This window comes from Daejeonella sp. AP26, assembly GCF_056680515.1.
On the sequence record NZ_CM155286.1, the window covers coordinates 4652427 to 4671680 of the forward strand.

General features: G+C 41.1%; 12 protein-coding genes. 4 read left to right on the plus strand and 8 right to left on the minus strand.

What is annotated here, in order from left to right; translation table 11 throughout:
* Positions 1-37: 37 nt before the first annotated feature.
* Together AC1MCB_RS19855 and AC1MCB_RS19860 are read right to left on the minus strand one after the other, a co-directional pair.
* Positions 38-2116, minus strand: coding sequence for a CehA/McbA family metallohydrolase domain-containing protein (locus AC1MCB_RS19855; RefSeq protein ID WP_479966465.1), 2079 nt, complete (start codon positions 2114-2116; stop codon positions 38-40).
* Between the two features lie 203 nt (positions 2117-2319).
* Positions 2320-3375 (minus strand): aldose epimerase family protein, encoded by a 1056-nt coding sequence (locus AC1MCB_RS19860; RefSeq protein ID WP_479966466.1) that lies wholly within the window; start codon positions 3373-3375, stop codon positions 2320-2322.
* Here AC1MCB_RS19860 and AC1MCB_RS19865 point away from each other — a divergent pair.
* Positions 3366-3650 (plus strand): hypothetical protein, encoded by a 285-nt coding sequence (locus tag AC1MCB_RS19865; RefSeq protein ID WP_479966467.1) that lies wholly within the window; start codon positions 3366-3368, stop codon positions 3648-3650. The two genes, AC1MCB_RS19860 and AC1MCB_RS19865, sit on opposite strands and share 10 nt — an antisense overlap.
* A gap of 59 nt (positions 3651-3709) precedes the next feature.
* On the opposite strand, the gene AC1MCB_RS19870 is transcribed toward AC1MCB_RS19865, so the two are convergent.
* From AC1MCB_RS19870 to AC1MCB_RS19885, 4 genes are all read right to left on the minus strand, one after another.
* On the minus strand, positions 3710-4411 hold the full coding sequence (locus tag AC1MCB_RS19870) for a DUF3823 domain-containing protein (protein WP_479966468.1): 702 nt from the start codon (positions 4409-4411) through the stop codon (positions 3710-3712).
* A 24-nt stretch (positions 4412-4435) separates the two neighbouring features.
* Entirely contained in the window at positions 4436-6343 is a 1908-nt protein-coding gene (locus AC1MCB_RS19875) for a RagB/SusD family nutrient uptake outer membrane protein (RefSeq protein ID WP_479966469.1), read from the minus strand.
* A gap of 17 nt (positions 6344-6360) precedes the next feature.
* Positions 6361-9540 (minus strand): SusC/RagA family TonB-linked outer membrane protein, encoded by a 3180-nt coding sequence (locus AC1MCB_RS19880; RefSeq protein WP_479966470.1) that lies wholly within the window; start codon positions 9538-9540, stop codon positions 6361-6363.
* A 693-nt stretch (positions 9541-10233) separates the two neighbouring features.
* Entirely contained in the window at positions 10234-11574 is a 1341-nt protein-coding gene (locus tag AC1MCB_RS19885) for a vanadium-dependent haloperoxidase (RefSeq protein WP_479966471.1), read from the minus strand.
* A 546-nt stretch (positions 11575-12120) separates the two neighbouring features.
* Between AC1MCB_RS19885 and AC1MCB_RS19890 the strand changes: the two genes are divergently transcribed.
* The 3 genes from AC1MCB_RS19890 to AC1MCB_RS19900 all read left to right on the plus strand — a co-directional run bounded on the left by AC1MCB_RS19890 (position 12121) and on the right by AC1MCB_RS19900 (position 17261).
* Positions 12121-15690: a VCBS repeat-containing protein gene (locus AC1MCB_RS19890; RefSeq protein ID WP_479966472.1), complete on the plus strand. Its 3570-nt coding sequence runs from the start codon at positions 12121-12123 to the stop codon at positions 15688-15690.
* A 90-nt stretch (positions 15691-15780) separates the two neighbouring features.
* Entirely contained in the window at positions 15781-16671 is an 891-nt protein-coding gene (locus AC1MCB_RS19895) for an AraC family transcriptional regulator (protein ID WP_479966473.1), read from the plus strand.
* A gap of 179 nt (positions 16672-16850) precedes the next feature.
* Complete coding sequence (locus AC1MCB_RS19900; protein ID WP_479966474.1) at positions 16851-17261, plus strand: BrxA/BrxB family bacilliredoxin; 411 nt, start codon at positions 16851-16853, stop codon at positions 17259-17261.
* 236 nt (positions 17262-17497) lie between these two features.
* Here the strand turns inward: AC1MCB_RS19900 and cdaA are convergent, their stop codons facing one another.
* Together cdaA and folP are read right to left on the minus strand one after the other, a co-directional pair.
* On the minus strand, positions 17498-18289 hold the full coding sequence (gene cdaA / locus AC1MCB_RS19905; protein ID WP_479966475.1) for a diadenylate cyclase CdaA: 792 nt from the start codon (positions 18287-18289) through the stop codon (positions 17498-17500).
* Between the two features lie 72 nt (positions 18290-18361).
* Positions 18362-19225, minus strand: coding sequence for a dihydropteroate synthase (gene folP, locus AC1MCB_RS19910; RefSeq protein WP_479966476.1), 864 nt, complete (start codon positions 19223-19225; stop codon positions 18362-18364).
* Positions 19226-19254: the final 29 nt, after the last annotated feature.

Here is a 19254-nt window from a genome sequence, read left to right on the forward strand (position 1 = left end):
TGATTAAATGTACCATTTGTGGGTTCGTTCTGCGTATCTACTCCAGCCATACCTGCTGAGTGAATGCGCCATTTGCGGCAATATCCCACATCTCTATTCTCACCCACTTTCTGTCCTTCAGATTGGTGTTGAAAGTGAACTTCTTGTTGCCGAAAGCACGCGTATCATTCAAATTAATCCTTTCACGATAAACCTGCTTGCCGTCGCCTGAAATGATCTCGGCGAAGTTTAAAGGAAAGGTCCAGCTTGCTTCCAGGCTGATCTCTGCTTTACCGTCAGAAGCAAGTTTGGCAGTTTCACCCGACTTTTTGTTATTTACAGCAAAAGCAGGGAACAACACTTCGCCTGTTGTTGCGAAGAATTTGCCCTGCCGCATAGCATTAAGTACAGGCTCCCAGCCATCGGAAAATACAGGGACCTTGTCAAGCTGAAGGTAGTTAACGTTTAAGTGGGCGTACATTTCATTCTCCGGTTCGATTGTAAACAGGTCGGCCTCAGCAATTACATGCTTTTTAGCCCCCCAATTTGACATATCATCCATCAGGTCAAGTACGCGCTCACCTAACCGGGGGATGGAAAGATCAGCAGGTATCGGTTTCCAGGCGGCGCCGAGAAAACGGTCAGACTTAAAAAAATCTTCTTCTTTATATTTATCAGGAAAGCCGGTGGAGCCTTTTGTCCGGGCATGTGCTGTCCAGGCTAATCCCTTTTCCGCTTCAAGTAATTTTAACATATCGTCTTTATCCCTGATACGGTAAACTGTACCGTACTTCGGATCTGTTGATACGAAGGGCATTTCAGACTTCCTATCCATGATCCAGTAAATAGGATTTGGAAAGAACTGCATCCAATGGCCTCCAAAAAACTCATTAGGTTCTTCTCCGGGAAGTAACAGAAAGTTTCCGTCTGAAAGCCGTCTGCACTCATCAAACAACGTTTTGAGTTCCAATAATCTTTTCTCATCCGGACCTTTTGGATGTGCAGTGTAGTGAAATTCCCCCAGGTGGACGATGTTAATACCAGTGTTCTTAAAAACATTTACAAAGTTCGGTACCTCGGGAACGGGTTTGCCGGCCAATACAACATTCATCACGTGTTCGTTATGAAAATGACTGGACATTGTTTTGTACCCCGGAAGGGGGACATAGGAATCATTGTGAGTAAATTTCTTTACTTCTTCCAGGGCCTTATCAGCGGCTCCGGTGCTCAACAGGCAAAAAAAGTTTAATCGTTGCTGTGTTTTTGGAGGAGCATTGAACCAGGGAACCCAGCGCTTATCACCCATCAGATCTTGCCTGATTCCCATTCCAAACTCGGGAACCATATCCCTGTACTTACTGCCGAACCAGGTGAATTTAAGATTAAAAGCTTCATCAAGTGGATAGAAGTATTGATGAGGGGCCGGGAAAATTGCCAGGTTACCCGACTTGTTTCCGCCAATGATGGTACGATACTTAACCGCCAGGTTTCTGCTGGTATCCGTTAATTTTGGCTCGGCCGACTGTAAATTGTTATTTGTATCAGACCATGAAATTTTACTCCATCCGTTCTTTTTACTAACCAGGCCAGCATCATATAATATCGCGGTAGAGTCTATTTCTGTAGCCATAACTGCAGCTACATTTAACAATGGGCTGCCATTATACAATGTAATTTCGATATCACCCTTGAAAGTTCCTGCCTGAACGCTAGAGACTTTTATAACTGTTCGAGATCCTGAAGTCGAAACGCTGGCATTTCGCTTTTCGAGATTGACACGATAGGACTTATGGGGAAGGCGGTTTGTCTTGTCAAAAAAGATATTCCAGCCATTTTGCGAAACCAGGTCTCTTTTTCCTACGGTTAAAAGGAAAGCAGGATCAAGGTCGGTTCCAATTTCTTTGAAAACGCCTAACTCACTTAACTGGATACTTTTGAGAAGAGGCTTATTTTTTTCCAGGTCGATTACTATTTTGCCCCGCTCTGTTCCTCCAGTTGGCCAGGTAATATCTAATAGCTTATTCTTAACTTTTGCTGTTGCCTGGTTTTTTTTATCAAAGCCCGAGAAACTTACAGGTACCTGGGCTTGTGTACTTATGCTAATAATTAAAAGGAAAAACAGAATGCTTTTTTTCATTAGAATTTATTTAGTGGGCAATGAAGCTTGCATAAACTATTGAGTTCGGTTAGTCGGTTCCAGCTTATCCAGGTTTCATTTGAAAAGAGCATGCTAACCAGGTTAAGTCAGCCTTTATTTGGATTACAGAGTTTTTATCTAAAGTCACCGCTTTTTTTATCTGAAAACGGGGATTCAAATAATTACACCCGGGACAGATCGGATTATTTCTGAACTGAAAATCTATAGATTGAGCTTGTTTTGTAGATGTCCGTGGGCTTTAAAATAGTAGTGGGGAACGAAGGCTGATTTGGAGAATCAGGAAAATGTTGTGTTTCCATACAGAAAGCTGTTCTGAAATCATCTTTTGAACCTCCTTTGAATGTATTTTTGCTTTGCATAAAATTTCCGCTGTAAAACTGCAATCCGGGTTCCTGAGTATATACTTCCATCATTATTCCTGATTTATCTCCCCAAACTGTTGCTGCCAGGTTCAATCCTTCTCCTTTACCCGGGTTCAAAACATAATTGTGATCGTAACCTTTTCCGCTTTTCAGTTGGACATTGTCGTTGTTAATTCTTTCACCTATCGTTACCGGCTTTCTGAAATCAAAGGGTGTTCCTTCAACCTGTGCCAGTTGACCTGTTGGTATCAACGTGGTATCAACAGGAGTATACCTATCGGCATTGATCTGAACCTGATGATTAAGAATGCTTCCGCTCCCTTCTCCATTCAAATTGAAAAAGGCGTGATTGGTTAAGTTTATTACTGTTTTCTTATCGGTTGTAGCTTCATAATCCATTTTTAATTCGTTGTTATCTGTAAGCGTATAGATAACCTTCACGTTCAAATTGCCTGGATACCCTTCTTCCATATCTTTTGACAAGTAAGTGAATTCGACCGTACGATCATCCGTTTGCCGTGCATCCCATACTACGTCCTGAAAGCCTTTTTTACCTCCGTGAAGTGTATTTACTCCATTATTGGTGAACAATGTATAGATTTTGCCATCCAGGGTAAATTTCCCCTTCGCAATACGATTTCCAAATCTGCCGATGGTTGCTCCAAAGTAAGGTTCAGTAGATTTCTTGTACTGGTCTGCACTAGAGAAACCAACTACAACATCAGTCAATTTTCCGTCTTTATCCGGAATGAGCAGGCTTATCAGTCGACCCCCGTAATTGGTAAAAGAAGCCTGGGCATTATGCTTATTCTTTAGGATGTACAAATCCGTTTTTTTTTCATCAATAGTTTGTTGAAATGAATCTTTTGAAAGCATATTGTCATGTTTTAGGCTATCCGCTGAATTTACAGATTGATTGGTTGGATTACTACAGGCGCACAGAGAAAGTAAGTATATTCCTAACAGAAGTGGCGATTGAGTGTATTTCATTTTCTATTCCTATAAGTGACTTGCTTAAACAATATTTGTTCTCTGCTATTATAGACCTTCTTTGTAAAAAGAAGCCCGTATTGAGTTTGAAGTTTTATAGCGGAGTTTTCTGGGCAGAAGGAGCGAGGGTTATTACCATAAGCTCCATGGATAAGAATTAGTTTCAAAGAAAGTCATCCGGTTTTTCTCCCGGATGACTTTTTAAGTTAGTATAACAATGTTATAAAGTTATTTTCTTAGTAGGTGCGAATAACATATCATCCACTCCGGAGAATTTAACTCCTATTCTTGCAAATACATAGTTTTGAGAAGGCACTAATGTTGGGACGGTGACTTCCAGGCTCACACTATTGAAATTTGTAATGGCGCTTCCGGCTAAATTTGAGGTAGCAACATTTGTTTGCGAATCAGCAAACTGCGTTTTACTTATATAAAGTGTTACGCGTTCAACATCCTTGGCATTGGCATCGGTTACAATCTTTTCCAGTGAACAGGTTGCTAAAACTTTGCCGCCCGAAAAACTCAACTGAGGAGTTCTTATCATATAGTAAGGCATAACCTCAATATCCATATTTGTGGTTCCCCTTAGCGTTATTGCAACAGTATCCGGTTTACCTGCAGAAGTCTGCTTCCATACAAACGGCCCCTGCCCGGCAGGCACCACCAACTTGTAGTTTCCATCAAAGAGCAAATGGGAGAACAATCCCTCCGGTGTAAAAACGCTGCCAATAGGGCCGGTTTTACCAAAGCCTGGCTGATATAATTCATAACTTACCCTGTTATACTCAAAGTTGAGCGCCTCGCCGTTATAAACGATACGTCCATTCAACGCAGCTGCAGGTTCGTCATAATTATCCTTTTTACAGGATAGAAGAGCGACACACAGCGCAAAAAATAATATATAATTAAATCTGATTTTCATAACTAACAGTTTTATAAGTAATACTTATTGATTAGGTTGTTTAATTAGTTTAGGGTTATTTGTCAGGATACCTGCATTAATCTCACTATAGTAATTACCCATTTGCCAGTTGTCACTTGCAGTTACTTTATTTGAAAGATCGACTTTATAAATCCATTTACCATTATTTGGTGACCCCGGAGAGTAGAATTTATAAGGTATCAAACCATAGGGCTGAGTACTGCGTTTAGTAGCACTGGATAAGTTGCTCAACAGGTCTGATTGACTCAGCGCAACACCATCAAATATTTTGTGTGCTATTCTGAAACGCCTCAAGTCATAAAAATATCTACCCTCAAATGCGAATTCAACCCGGCGTTCATGAACAATCCGGTCAAAAGACAGATCGCCAGCAGTCAGGGGAATAATTAAGCCTGCACGGGCACGTACCTGGTTCATATAGTCTGCAGCCACCTGGGTCTGGCCTAATTCAAAAGCTGCTTCTGCGGCATTCAATAATATTTCGGCATAACGATACCTTACCAACCAAACTGCGCTTCCGATGCCCCGCTGACCTGAGCCAATGGCCGGATCATTGTATTTACGAATATAAAAACCTGTTTGAGCAGAAAACTCAATTCCGCTTATAGGACCGTCAAAGCCAACAACCTGCTCAGGTACGGTTTTACCCGGCAAAGTTTTTTGAGCACCACGTTCACTTCCGCTTATTACACTTCCGTCAGCTAATTGTACTCCAGCCCAAATATCAACCGGCCTGGCTTTAAAACTTGATCCCGGAATCATGACCGTTCCGGCAAGGCGGGCATCTCTGTCTGCGAAGATATCCTCTGGTTTGGTATAGTAGATAAAATTACCTGCAGCGTCATTAGTCGCAAAAGGTGCAAACGTATTGTCAAGCTTTTCGAATGATTGAACCAGGTTGAGTGATGGATTGATACGACCACCTTCTTCTTCTTCAGCCCCAAAACGAGGTTGGTTTACTTGTGTAAAGCCATGTCTCCTGAATTTTAATGCATAATCATCAACCCAGATAACTTCATTATTTTGGCTTTTATCATAGAATAAAGCAGCGAAATTTTCAGAAAGATTATTTGGTTGTTTTTTATACAAAGAATAATTACCTGCTGATCCGGCTATAACTTCCTGAGCAGCTTTTAATGCGGTAGCATAATACCCGCTAGCCATGCTGGCAGGAATACCTACCTCGCCTCCTGAAAGTGATACCGAAGGCGTGGTCGCACCATATTTTGCAATGGAAGCTGCAGCTAGAGCTGCCCTTGACTCCATAGCCAGTGCAGCGCCTTTGGTGGCCCTCGCTTTTGTAGAGGTTTTCGCAGGAAGCAATTCTTTCAATTCTTCGGCTTCCTTGATGACAAAGTCATACATCTCAGATTCTTTAGACCTGGCAAACTGTAGTGGAGTAGTATTTCCGCTGCCATCATATTCCAGTGACTTCAGAATAAGTGGAACACCGCCATATAAGCCGGTTAAAGTGAGATAGTAGTTTGCACGTAGAAATCTGGCTTCAGCTATATATAAAGCTTTAGTAGGAGCATCCAGCGCCGTAGCGGTTGCGCACCTCTCCATAAACAGGTTAAGTTCCCGAATGTACGTGTAATCCCAGGTTGTCCAATAGTTATCAGGCCCTTGAAAGCCCCAGGAGTTATTTCCGTGATAAGAATTATACCGGCCATTTTCTGAATAGAATGCTTCGTTAAAATCACCTACCGTTGCCCAGTCCGTCAGTCGCGGATAATCGTACTGGCGTGTGTAAAGGTTAGCCAGAATAGATAAAACCTGAGCAGGATCGCTAAAGGCTAGTTCTGTACTAAGTACCTGGGTTGGTTTAATATCTAAATACTCAGAATCCTTTTTGCAGCCCATGCTGAAAACAAAAAGGGTGACTATTATGGTTAAAAATTTCTTTTTCATGTTAATTAATTGAATGGTTATAAAGTAAGGTTAATGCCCATGTTCACAAATGAATTTTGTGGATACTGTAATCCATTATCATTCTGAATTTCAGCGTCAACATGAAACTTCATTAAGTTGTCAACAGAAAATAAGTTGTGACCATTTACGAACAACCGGGCTTTTTGAATATTTACCTTGCTTATGAGACTTTTTGGTAATGAGTAACCCAGTTCAATTGTCCGGGCACGAAGAGCGGTTACGTTGTGCAGCCAAAAATCAGAGTTTCTGTTAACGGAACTGTGAGAATTGACATTAAACCGTAACGGCGGATATTTACCGGGTATCCACGCACTGTTCAGATCAAAAGGATCCGTTCTGTGCCACCTGTCGGTGAGTATTTCATTCAGGGCACCGCCATTATAAGAATATCCACGGCGAATCTCATGATTTTGATTATAGCTATACATTGAGCCTAATGAAAAATCAGCGGCAAAATCAAAACCTTTCCAGCCTAATGCAAAGTTTAAACCGCCGTTGATAACCGGTTGGTTGGTTCCATAGCCAAGCGGCCGCTCGTCATATCCATCAATTTTTCCATCTCCATTCTTATCCTTGTATATCAGGTCACCGGGAAGCAGTGTTTTATTACCCTGACCATCAATATTCACAGGGTGATTGTTAATCTGCTCTTGCGATTGAAATTGACCTTCTATGTCATACGCCCAAAAAAGTTCCTGATATCTTCCTTCAGCAGAAGTCCGGTATTGATCCCATGAGTTAAAGAATATGGGTTTGTAAGAAGAAACGAACTTACTTCGTGCGTAACCTATATTTCCTCCAATAGTGAAGGAAAGCTTACCAGCTGTTCCACTATAGGAAAGCGCTCCTTCTCCACCTGATTGCTTGTCTTTGTTTATGTTTTCATCAGGCAAGTTATAGCCCAACTCATTAGGTACCACGATGTCGTATTTACGGCCTCTCAGTCCTGTACGCAATCTGTTAAAGTAATCTACACTTCCACTCAGCCTATTGTTAAATAAAGAAAAATCAGCACCTACGTCAAAGATCTTACTCTTATACCAGGAGATATTCAAAATAGGTTTCCCCTTGTCTCTGGATCCAATAATCGGATTATTATCCAGAATACCATACCCCTGATTATAATTATATCCTTCCAGGTAATCAGTTGGTGATACTCCGTTATTATCATCCCCCACTATACCGTAAGAAGCACGGAACTTCAAATCATTTAGTTTACTGTTTTCACCTAATAATGATTTCATAAATTTCTCCTCGGTAATTCTCCATCCAACAGAAGCGGAAGGGAAATATCCTACTCGTTTATCCGGGGAAAATTTCCATGAGGCATCACGTCTGGCTGAAACCTCCAGGTAATATTTATTATCAAAATTATAGTTCACCCGACCGATGTAGCCTATCCTGGCTTCCCGGTCATCCCGATCATCGTACGTATCAGAAGTGTTGAAATAGATAAGTGGAAGAACGTTTGTTGCCGGTACCGCATGTACAAATACCTCTTTATCTCTTACGTCGTACCTTTCTGAGATCAGCAAGCCCCCAACGGTATGTTTGTTAAAGGTATTGTTGTAATGCAATCCAGCCTGATAGTTGTTTTTCTCTATTTTCTGTGTTCTCCGCTCGCGCCAAGGGTTCGTACTTCCACCAGTAGCCCTGTAGGTTTCATCGGTTGCGTTATACGTATATGTTTTATAGGTATACTCGTGTCCGTCTACTAAACGGTCTTCAAGGCCGTAAGAATAAGAACCCTTTGCCTGAAGTCCTTTAACAAAAGGAATATCATATTGAGCGGTAAAACGGGCTGATCCGTAACGCCTTCTGTCATTGGCATAACCGCCGTTCTTTTTATTGTTGTATGCCCAGTTGGATTCATTATGACCGATATCATTGATGTAATCCGGATTGTCATTGGCATATGGTCGTTCCCATGGTCTGTTCCATAAAATTGCCGCCCTGGGCAAATTGTAATCATCACCACCAGGTATGCCGGGATTATCCCTGACCTCATTATATCCCGTTATTCCCACTCCGACTTTTAGCCGGTCGGTTATATTCGCATCGATGTTGGCATTTATATTTTTACGTCCGTAGGTAAATTCACGCCCTAATACAGAATACTGGAACAGGTTAGTTCCGGAAAAGTAATAGTTTATTTTGTCTGACCCCCCTGAAGCATTAATACTCTGCTGATACAGCGGCGCATTCTCTTGTACGATAAAATCCTTCCAGTTGAAACTTTGATATCCTCGCTCTGTTCCAGCCTGGTATTTAGCCAGTTCTTCTTTAGTAACAGAGGTTGCACCCGAGTGATTCATTTCCGCATCAGCCTTACCTAAATACCACTGATAAGAATCATTCACTACGTCAGGAAATCTGCTCCAATTTTGAAATCCTGTAAAAGCATCTACACCTACCGAACTGCGGGTACCTTTACTTCCTCTTTTAGTAGTCACTACAACCACCCCATTGGCAGCACGTACACCATAAACAGCTGCAGATGCATCTTTTAGTATGGTGATACTTTCCACATCACTGGAAGCAAGGTTATTAAACTGGCGGGCATCCTGCTGGATTCCGTCAATTACGTATAGTGGGTTTCCCATGTTCCGTATCTGAACATTCGCACCTGCACCAGGCCGTCCGTCAGGCATCCGGAAGGTAACTCCGGGTAATTTTCCGGCCAGACCGGTACTGACCTGGGAGCCCCCATGCACTTTTTCTAAATCTTTGCTGCTGATAGTTGAAACAGCCCCGGTTATTGATTCTCTTTTTTGTGTGCCGTATCCGGTAACTATAACTTCACTCAGTTGTTGCTTGTCTTCTTCTAGTACCACATTAATAGTGGTTGTAGCATCAACTGCAACTTCTTTTGTCAGGTAACCTAAATAGCTAAATTCCAGTATCCCTTTTCCAGTAGGTAGTGAAATAGCATATTTACCATCGTTATCGGTACTAACTCCGATGGTGGATTCCTTTAATTTAACAGTCACCCCTATAAGAGACTCACCATTGCTAGAAGTCACTTTACCACTGATGGTTTTTTGTTGCGCATACGCATCAGTTTGTGACAATAAAACAACGGTAACCAGTAACAGGAAAAAACTGATCTTAGTCATAAACCATTTTTTACTGGCTTTTTCAAATGGAATATTCTTTTTCGGTAATAAATTTTTCATTTTGTTGCTTTGGTTAATTGGTTAGTTAAAACAGTGTGATTCACATTTAGATATTATTTCCGGTATACCTCCCTTTTAATTATCTGATTAAATGATTCGAATTGACGAAATAAGCTATGTTCCACTCCCCGGTTCTTCTGAGGTTTCAGACTACTTATAGTTGGTTATAAATTCGTTGGTTAACTTTCATCCAATTGCCCCGATGATTACGAATCGGGCAATTTTCTTTTCATCCTAATAAAATATTTTAAACCCCATGAATTCTGGCAAGAGCTTGAACTCACTTAGCTTTCATTATTAATTAATTAGGATAAACAATACTAATTTTTATTGCATGACAAAACTTACTTTATGTTATCTGATAATGACTGTTTTATATCATTAAACTAATCTAATGGTTAGAGTATAGGATAAAATTATTAGGGAGAAGGTATTGACCCGTGAATCTGGATGCACCAGGATTATCCAACGGGTTGACATAAAATCAGCGTTAGGAAGTGGAATACGAACCAGAAGGAATTTTTAGAGCTGATACGATGGTAGCTATATGCACGGCGTTGCGACGCCCGTTGCCATATCCATGTCCTGATTTACCATAATTGTAATAAAAGCCGGTTTATCAACCGAACCTCAGCTTTCAGTAAATGAAGTGCAGTTACATCATTATTATAGGAAACCGGATAGAATAAGCAATTACTGGGCAGATACCCTTTTTCGGGTTTTAAGTTTTTGGACAATGAACGTTCCGAGGTCACTTCCTTCCTGCTCGCCGTTTACAATGGATGGCATATAATGAATACCTCCGTAAAATCTACTTATAGCAGCTTCCGATGCAGCGTGCTTAAATGATTCGAAATTTCGGGCTGGAATTCCAAATTCAAGCTCCGTAGAATCTGAATACGAAAAGTTGTCACCAAATAATTTGGTAAGTATTATTGCAGAAGCTGTGGATATTACACTATGGCCACTGGTATACTCAGGGAAAGGAGGTGTTTGAAGCAAGGGCATCCAATCTTCGTCGATATATTGATTAATAAAGGTTTCAGGACGTATTACATTGCTTCTGTATTTTTCATCCCAGCAACTTATAAAGCTGTCGGCAAGTGTAATCGACAAACTGGCGTACGCTTCTGCAGACTCAATAAGATCAGCATCTGTTTTATTGCAAACCAGACGGGTTATATTGATCCAATGCCCCGCTGGCGTAATTTTCTTTGTGGCAAACATTACATGCCCGTTAATATTCATTTTAAAAGGGTTACAATCCCAGAAGTTTGCCATTTCTTTCTGTTCAGCTGACAGTTTCAGACCGATCTGATGTACACTTGAAGCCTCTTTATAAAACTGGCTGTTTTTATCCGAAGAGAATGGGGTTGGAGGAAGAGGCTTGAATTGTTGAGCGGAGTCAATTAAAAATGGTCGCACCTTATTCCAATGGGGCTCCACTGCTCTCATGTAACTTGGGGCAGTTGGTTTCCACGAAGCTTCATCATCGCTGACGAAAAATTTAGGGAATGACCGGGTTTGCTTGTAATTATCTGAAGACGCCCAAGCCAGAATATGAGCCGCTATCTGGTTCCCGAATGAAACAGAATTATCAAACACCTCTGCCGGCATTCCTGTGGATTTAAACTCATCCATTATTTTTGCATGAAAGCTTTCAATTTTTTTCTCTGACGCTACAAGTGATTTGCCCACAGTCAGAATTGCCTGAACGGAAGCCAGAGAATTACTGTATTCTTTACCCGCATCGGGGGCTGGTAAGGTGCCGAGGTTTTTTAATTGTCCCGCCAGAGTGGTATAGTCAGAATTATTCGCAATAGCAGCTTCATAGGCTGCGATCGTTACATAAGCATAAGTACGGCTTGCCACGGGAGGAGAGTAGATATCATGCACCATAATATCCGTCACCTGCTTTATGGACCTATGTATATAAGATGCCTTCTCTGATTCATTCTTCCAGTTTTTAGTTTGCGGGGCAGAGCATGAAGCTAATACTAGAGTAGTCAGAAGTATGATGAATAAGTTTTTCATAGTTGATTCTTGGTGTTCAAGGTATTCCAGATCCGCCCGCCTATCGCCCCTCCGAATCCTGCCGGAATAATGTGCAAAGTAATTTAAGAAATCGACTTTTTGCTGCCTGACTTATTTTTGTCATTTAAAAAGGGGACTTAGGCTGAAAAACACGATAATTTCTGCTTAGTCGGGAAAGGCTTTCATTCACTCCCTTTAAGCGCTTGCTGGCGGTCTTGAAATGAGTCGGGTACGGGTTGGGTTTCCTGGGGGTTTCCTAGTAGTTCTTAGTAGTTTGCTAGTAGTATTTTACTAGCAAACTACCAGGATTATATAAGGTTCTTACAAGGAAGTACTTTGAGAGAATTTTGGAGTTATGATTAGGAGTAAAGTATGTTAAAGTATTGGGACAACGCTTGGAAAGAGCTGTCATACATCCAGCACTTAATGCTTATATTTTTTTTATTAATTAAAACTTTATATGGCCCCGCTGCGGAAGAGAAATATTGCAAAGCAGCAGAAAGACAATAAAATTGTTACTTTTCGGGACTTAATTATAGGACCTGTATGAAACTAGTTAATCCGATTCGGCAATTTTCTCTTCTGGCTGTGCTTATATCCACCCTGTTTATTGCTTGTGCTGAAAAGGAAACAACTCTTTTTAACTTGCTTCCGGCATCCCAAACGGGGGTTAATTTCGCAAATACTATAACCGAAAGCGATAGCTTAAACATTTTAAGTCAGGCTAATTTATACAACGGTGGGGGTGTAGGCATCGGGGATTTTAACAATGACGGATTGGTGGATGTGTACTTCGCCGGAAATATGGTTTCCAATAAATTGTATCTGAATAAAGGTTCATTGAAATTTCAGGACATAACCGATGATGCCGGTGTGACTGGTGAAAATAGGTGGAGTACAGGGGTATCTGTTGTAGACATTAACGCGGATGGCTGGCTTGACATATACGTCTCAGCGTCATTTCGGGGAGACTCAATCAGACGAACCAATTTGTTATACATCAACCAGGGACTTAGTAAAGAAGGAATACCTGTTTTTAAAGAAATGGCTAAATCTTACGGCTTATCCGACGCAGGCTACAGCACGCAAGCCGTTTTCTTTGATTATGACATGGATGGTGATCTGGATATGTACCTGGTTACAAATCAGCTAAATGATAAAAAGACACCGATAAGGTACAGACCCAAAGTAACGGATGGCACAGCCCTTAATACTGACCGGCTTTACCGGAATAACGGGAACGCAACTTTTACAAATGCATCCCGCGAGGCCGGGATTTTGATCGAGGGCTGGGGACATGCAGTATCTATATCAGATATTAACTTGGATGGATGGCCCGACATTTATGTGAGCAACGATTTTATTTCCAACGATATTTTTTATATAAACAATCAGGATGGAACCTTTACCAATCGACTGCCTGAATATTTTAAACATACCAGCTGGTACACCATGGGAACCGATATGGTTGATATCAATAATGACGGGCTTGTAGATTTATTTTCCTTAGATATGCTTCCTGAAGACAACCTGCGCAAAAAGACTGTGTTAGGTGGTAATGAATATTACAATTACTTTAATAGCAAGAGGTTTGGTTATGATCCTCAATATGTGCGAAACGTTTTTCAACTCAATCGGGGAGTTACGCCGGATGGCCATCCCGCATTTAGTGAAGTTGGATACATGGCCGGCGTTTTTCAGACAGACTGGAGCTGGTCTCCGTTAATTGCCGATTTTGATAATGATGGCTTCCGCGATCTGATTGTTACCAATGGCTTGCCTCGGGACGTTACTGACCTTGATTATATTGTTTACAATAACGGTCAGGGATATAATGGAACAGGTGTGAATGCAACGCTGGGTATGGCTGATTCACTTCCGGTTGTTAAAATTTCAAACTATGCATTTAAAAATGCTGGCGGCATTTTGTTTGCCGACAATACCAAGGCCTGGGGTATAACCCAGCCTTCATTTTCAAATGGTGGGGCCTATGCTGATTTAGATAATGATGGTGATCTGGATCTGGTAGTGAACAACCTCAATGACCAGGCATTTATTTATGAGAACACGTTAAACAAGGGCGAGCAGAAAGGCCAGCATAGTCTGTCAGTAGTCCTTGCGGGTAATGGTAAAAATCCCGGAGGCATAGGAGCCACAATACGTATATATTATGCCGGGGGCAAGCAGCAATTATATGAACATCAGCCCAGCCGTGGATATCTTTCATCTGTGGACGGCAAAGCACACTTCGGTTTGGGAGATGTTAAGGACATAGACTCTATGCGTGTAAGATGGCCGGACGGTAAGAGTCAATTGCTTAAAAATATTAAAGTAGACCAGGTATTAAAAATCACTTATCAGGATGCGGTGGAGCTTAATAGGGGTGCCAAACAAAGTGAAGAAAAGGCTCTTTTTGCGGAAGTATCAGATAGTTATGGAATAAATTTCAAGCATCAGGAAAAGGATGCAGTCGACTATAATATACAGCCAACACTTCCTCATAAACTGAGTCAGTATGGACCCGGGATTGCCGTAGGAGATGTGGATAATAACGGTTATGACGATTTCTATATTGGGGGCTCAGCCTCTAATCCCGGAATATTCTACATGCAGGATGCAAAGGGGCGTTTTACAAAGGATGCTACACGTATTATACAGGAAGATAATGGCGAAACCGAAGAAATGGGGGTGCTTCTTTTCGATGCAGATAATGATAAAGATCTGGATTTATACGTCGTAACTGGAAGCTATGAATTTTCGCCGGATCACCCTTCAAATCAAGATCGTTTGTATATTAATAATGGGGAAGGGAAATTTAAATGGGATCACACCGCGATTCCCGGTGAACTGACTAATGGTTCATGTATTCGTGCGGCAGACTTTGACAAGGATGGGGATCTTGATTTATTTGTGGGTGGACGAAGTACGTCAGGTGCATATCCTTTAGCCCCCAACAATTATATTTTGGAAAACAGAGGTGGTTTATTTTACGATGTGACAGAAAAATACTGTCCCGGGTTGCAGAATTTAGGGATGATCACCGATGCTTTATGGTCTGATTTTGACAAAGACGGGAAAGTGGACCTTGTGCTTACAGGGGAGTGGATGCCGGTAACTTTTTTAAAGAATACGGGTACTACGTTTGTGTCAGCCAATAAGTCAACAGGTATTGCTGACCATACCGGTTGGTGGAATAGTTTGACCGCCGGTGACTTTGATAACGATGGAGATGTAGATTATGTAGCAGGAAACCTGGGGCTGAACTCAAGTTTTAAGGCGACTCAGACAGAGCCCATGACCATTTTTGCAAAGGATCTTGATGAAAATGGCAAATTGGATCCGATGATATTTTGCTATCTAAAGGCTGATGATAATACAAGGAAGCCTTTTCCAATGCATACCAGAGATGATTTGATTAGCCAGTTGGTATCCATAAGAAAACGGTATCCTACATTTAAATCATTTGGACAGGCTTCTATGGACAATTTATGGAATCAGAAGGATAGAGAAAATGCTACTACCATGAGCGTAACCAATCTCCAAACCAGCTATATCGAAAACAAGGGTAATGGGAGGTTTAGTATCACACCCCTGCCAATAGAAGCGCAGATTGCGCCGGTTTATGGGATAAAAAATGAAGATATAGATGGGGATGGTAATTTGGATCTGATACTGGTGGGCAATGATTATGGCATGGAACCACTCGGGGGACGGCATGATGCTTTTATGGGTTTGTGCCTGAAGGGAAATGGAAAAGGAGGGTTCACCAGCATGCCTATAGCGAAAAGTGGATTTTTTGTTAAAGGAGATGCTAAAGGTTTGGCTAACATCCATTCGGCTAAAAATGAAGACTTATTGCTGGCTACACAAAATCAGGATAAGCTTTTGGTTTACGCCAGGAACATGGAACCTGGTAGAAAGATTCGGAAATGGATAAACCTGAAGCCAGATGATTTCTGTGCAGAGATTGTTTATAAGGGTAATAAAAAGAGACGAATGGAATTTTATTATGGTGATACCTACCTGTCACAGTCGTCCCGGAAGCTTACCTTGGATAAAGATATTTTGAAGGTTGTTATTACAAATTTCAAAGGAGATAAAAGAGAAGTATTTTAGACATGCAAGAGAACCAGGTTCTTTTACAGATACCCTTAATCTAAAAATATGTTCAACGCTTAATAAATTGAGATAAGAATAACATTTCTGATGAAACATATCATTCCAAAATCAGCAATTCCTGAGTCAAGAGCTTTTGTGATCAAACAGATAGACGCTCCTTATTTTGATCCTACGTTTCATTTACATCCCGAGTTTCAGCTGTCTTTTGTGGTAAAAGGCGAGGGAACCCGTTTTGTTGGGGATAACATGAAATCCTTTAAAGATGGAGACCTGGTACTTACAGGACCAAACCTTCCGCATGTATGGCGGAGCGACAATAAATACTTTGAGAAGAAAAGTGAATTGAGTACTACTGTTATTGTAATTTATTTCCATGATTATTTTTTGGGAGAAACACTTCACCTGAAGGAAGAAATGGAAGACATAAGCCGGCTTTTTCAGAAAGCTCTTAGGGGATTAGAGATAACGGGAAAAACTAAAATCATTATATGCGAAATGATGAAAAAGTTGCTTGGTTTAAAAGGAATGGACAGCATTATTCAGCTACTCTCCATATTAAACGTATTAGCAAAATCTAACGACTGTCATTTTATTACTCATAATCATCATATTTCTTTAAATACAGAAGCTGAAGCAAACCGTATGAACAAGGTGTACGGATATGTAATGAAGAATTTCAGGCATAAGATAAATTTGGCCGAAGTTGCAGATATAGTAAATATGACCGATACATCTTTCAGCAGATATTTCAAATCACGTGCTAATAAATCATTTTCAGACTTTCTGAAAGAGGTTAGAGTGGAATATGCCTGTAAGTTGCTTAAAGAAGAAAAAATGAATATTGACCGAATAGGGTATGAGTGCGGCTTTCAAACGCTTTCAAATTTTAATAAGCAATTTAAAACAGTGATGGGAAAACAACCGCACTGCTACAGAAATGACTATCTGCAGGTTACCGTCAATACCTACCGTGACTAACATCACTGCAAGGGGCTGGGGGCTGAATACAAATCATCATAGTGATAAGACGATTGATATAAAGCGACACCATTTTTTCTAATAGTTTGTGACAGTACGTTGATTATGTAATTATTACATGATTTTTATAAAACGTATTTTTGCATATTGTTAATTATTAAACTTATCCGATTTAAGATATGTATCCAGAATATTTAGTAGAGCCAATGCGTCAGGATCTTACCAGCGCAGGCTTTGAAGATCTAAGAACTGCTGAAGAAGTAGAACGTGCCATCAAGGCAGAAGGAACCGTTTTTGTGATGGTAAACTCCGTTTGCGGTTGTGCTGCAGCTAACGCTCGTCCCGCTGCAAAGATTGCCACCAAGCAAGAAAAGCGCCCTGATAAATTCATAACTGTTTTCGCAGGAATGGAAAAAGAGGCCGTTGACGCAGCACGCAGCAACATGTTGCCTTATCCTCCATCTTCGCCGTCTATGGCTTTATTTAAGGATGGTAAATTAGTTCACATCATCGAACGCCACCAGATTGAAGGTCGCCCCGCACAAATGATCGCTGATAACCTGATTCAGGCGTTTGAGCAATATTGCTAAGGCTTTATTTGGATTGCACCGATTTCAGGGGATTACACCGATTTAAGAATGATTATCCTGATTAATTGTGAACATCGTAATTATAGGATTTAAAGATTGAAGAAAGATTACACCGATTAAACAGTGTAATCTTTTTTTTTTCGGTGCAATCTCTTAAAATCGGCGTAATCATCCCTAAAGAAATCCTGCTAATCCCTCAATCTAACAAATTCTGATAAAGAAAAGACAAATCTTAATCAAAAGTCTTTATTCAATAATTTCTCCAGCTCCATAAAGGTCAGATTCATCTTCACCCGTCCTTGTTTGGCATAAGCTATTTCTCCGGTTTCTTCCGAAACTATCACCGCTACCGCATCACTCATTTCCGACACCCCGATACCAGCCCGGTGACGTAAGCCAAACTGTGGTGGTAGCTGATCGTTTTCAGTAAGGGGAAGGATACAGCTTGCACAGCGAATCTTATTTTCAGAAATAACTACAGCCCCGTCGTGCAGCGGACTGTGTTTTTGAAAGATACTTTCAAGTAATCTCTTGGAGATTCGGGCTTCAACTATTTCCCCGCTATTCTGATAAAATTGCTCATCGAAGTATTTGGCAAACACTAATAATGCGCCTGTGCGGCTCTTCTGCATGCTTTTACAGGCGTCAATGATCGGCTTGATCCTGGCTAAATTATTCTTCTCAATTTCTTTACGTCCAAAAAGAAACATCCACCATGCTTTATCTTTCTGTAAGGAAGCATTCTTACCGATCAGCAGCAGGAAGCGCCTGATCTCCTGTTGAAATACTACAATAAGGGCAATAAAACCTACACTGACAAACCCGCCGAGTATCTCGGTCAGCAAACGCATATTGGCCTGCTTCACCACTAGATACACGACGTAAATAATTACAAGTCCGAAAAGTATATTAAGGGCGATAGTGCCCCTGATGAGGTTAAATACATAATAAATAATAATTGCTACCAGCAAAATATCTACTATATCTAAAAATCGTAAGTTGAGGAATCCGAAGTCAAAGCCTTCCATAGGGCCGAAAATTACAAATTTGAATTCGGATTCCTGAGGCTTAAATGGTTCAGCGGGCTAAGCATCCAGAGATTAACCCCTTGCAACTGACTTTTCAACTATTGTGATAGCTTCCATAGCTTCCCGCACATCATGAACACGAAGGATTTTTGCTCCCTTTAATAAGGCGATTGTATTGGCAACAGTAGTGCCATTCAAAGCAAGATCAGTAGTAGTGTTAAGCGTTTTGCTGATCATTGATTTTCTGGACATGCCTGCTAAAACCGGCAGCTCGAGTAATTTAAACTGGTCCATCTTGCCCAGAAGCTCAAGGCTTTGGTCTGCTGTCTTTGCAAATCCAAAACCCGGGTCTAGAATAATATCAATTACCCCAAGTTGTCGCAAAGTATGGATCCTGGTAACGAAGTACTGATACACTTCGTCGAAAATATCAGCGTATTGCGATTCGCTGACCATGGTCTGCGGCGTTCCTTTCATGTGCATCAGAATGTATGGCACTTTAAGGGAAGCTGCGGTTCTGAACATGTCGTCATCCATCTCACCGCCCGATATATCATTAATGATATGCGCACCCTCATTAATTGCCGCCTTTGCAACTGACGCCCGGAATGTATCTATTGAAATTATGGCTTCAGGGTATTCTTTCACGATCGCTTTTAACACCGGAATAAGCCTGTCAATCTCTTCTTCAGCACTGATATGCTGAGCATTCGGCCGCGACGAGTAAGCGCCCAGGTCAATGAAAGTTGCCCCCTCGCCCAGCATTCTGCCAGTCTGTTCTAGAGCCTTGTCAATCGAGAGGGTTTCACCGCCATCATAAAAAGAGTCCGGAGTGATATTTACAATCCCCATCACTTTGGGACTACTGAGATCAAGCAATCTGCCGCGAACATTAAGTGTTGACTTCTGATGAAAAAATGTATTTTTATCGCTCATACTAACAAAATAGCGATAAATTCATCGTT

Coding starts and splice junctions, on each gene's coding strand:
- AC1MCB_RS19855 (WP_479966465.1), bottom strand. CDS start 2,116: ATGAAAAAAAGCATTCTGTTTTTCCTTTTAATTATTAGCATAAGTACA.
- AC1MCB_RS19860 (WP_479966466.1), bottom strand. CDS start 3,375: ATGCTTTCAAAAGATTCATTTCAACAAACTATTGATGAAAAAAAAACG.
- AC1MCB_RS19870 (WP_479966468.1), bottom strand. CDS start 4,411: ATGAAAATCAGATTTAATTATATATTATTTTTTGCGCTGTGTGTCGCT.
- AC1MCB_RS19875 (WP_479966469.1), bottom strand. CDS start 6,343: ATGAAAAAGAAATTTTTAACCATAATAGTCACCCTTTTTGTTTTCAGC.
- AC1MCB_RS19880 (WP_479966470.1), bottom strand. CDS start 9,540: ATGAAAAATTTATTACCGAAAAAGAATATTCCATTTGAAAAAGCCAGT.
- AC1MCB_RS19885 (WP_479966471.1), bottom strand. CDS start 11,574: ATGAAAAACTTATTCATCATACTTCTGACTACTCTAGTATTAGCTTCA.
- AC1MCB_RS19890 (WP_479966472.1), top strand. CDS start 12,121: ATGAAACTAGTTAATCCGATTCGGCAATTTTCTCTTCTGGCTGTGCTT.
- AC1MCB_RS19895 (WP_479966473.1), top strand. CDS start 15,781: ATGAAACATATCATTCCAAAATCAGCAATTCCTGAGTCAAGAGCTTTT.
- AC1MCB_RS19900 (WP_479966474.1), top strand. CDS start 16,851: ATGTATCCAGAATATTTAGTAGAGCCAATGCGTCAGGATCTTACCAGC.
- cdaA (WP_479966475.1), bottom strand. CDS start 18,289: ATGGAAGGCTTTGACTTCGGATTCCTCAACTTACGATTTTTAGATATA.
- folP (WP_479966476.1), bottom strand. CDS start 19,225: ATGAGCGATAAAAATACATTTTTTCATCAGAAGTCAACACTTAATGTT.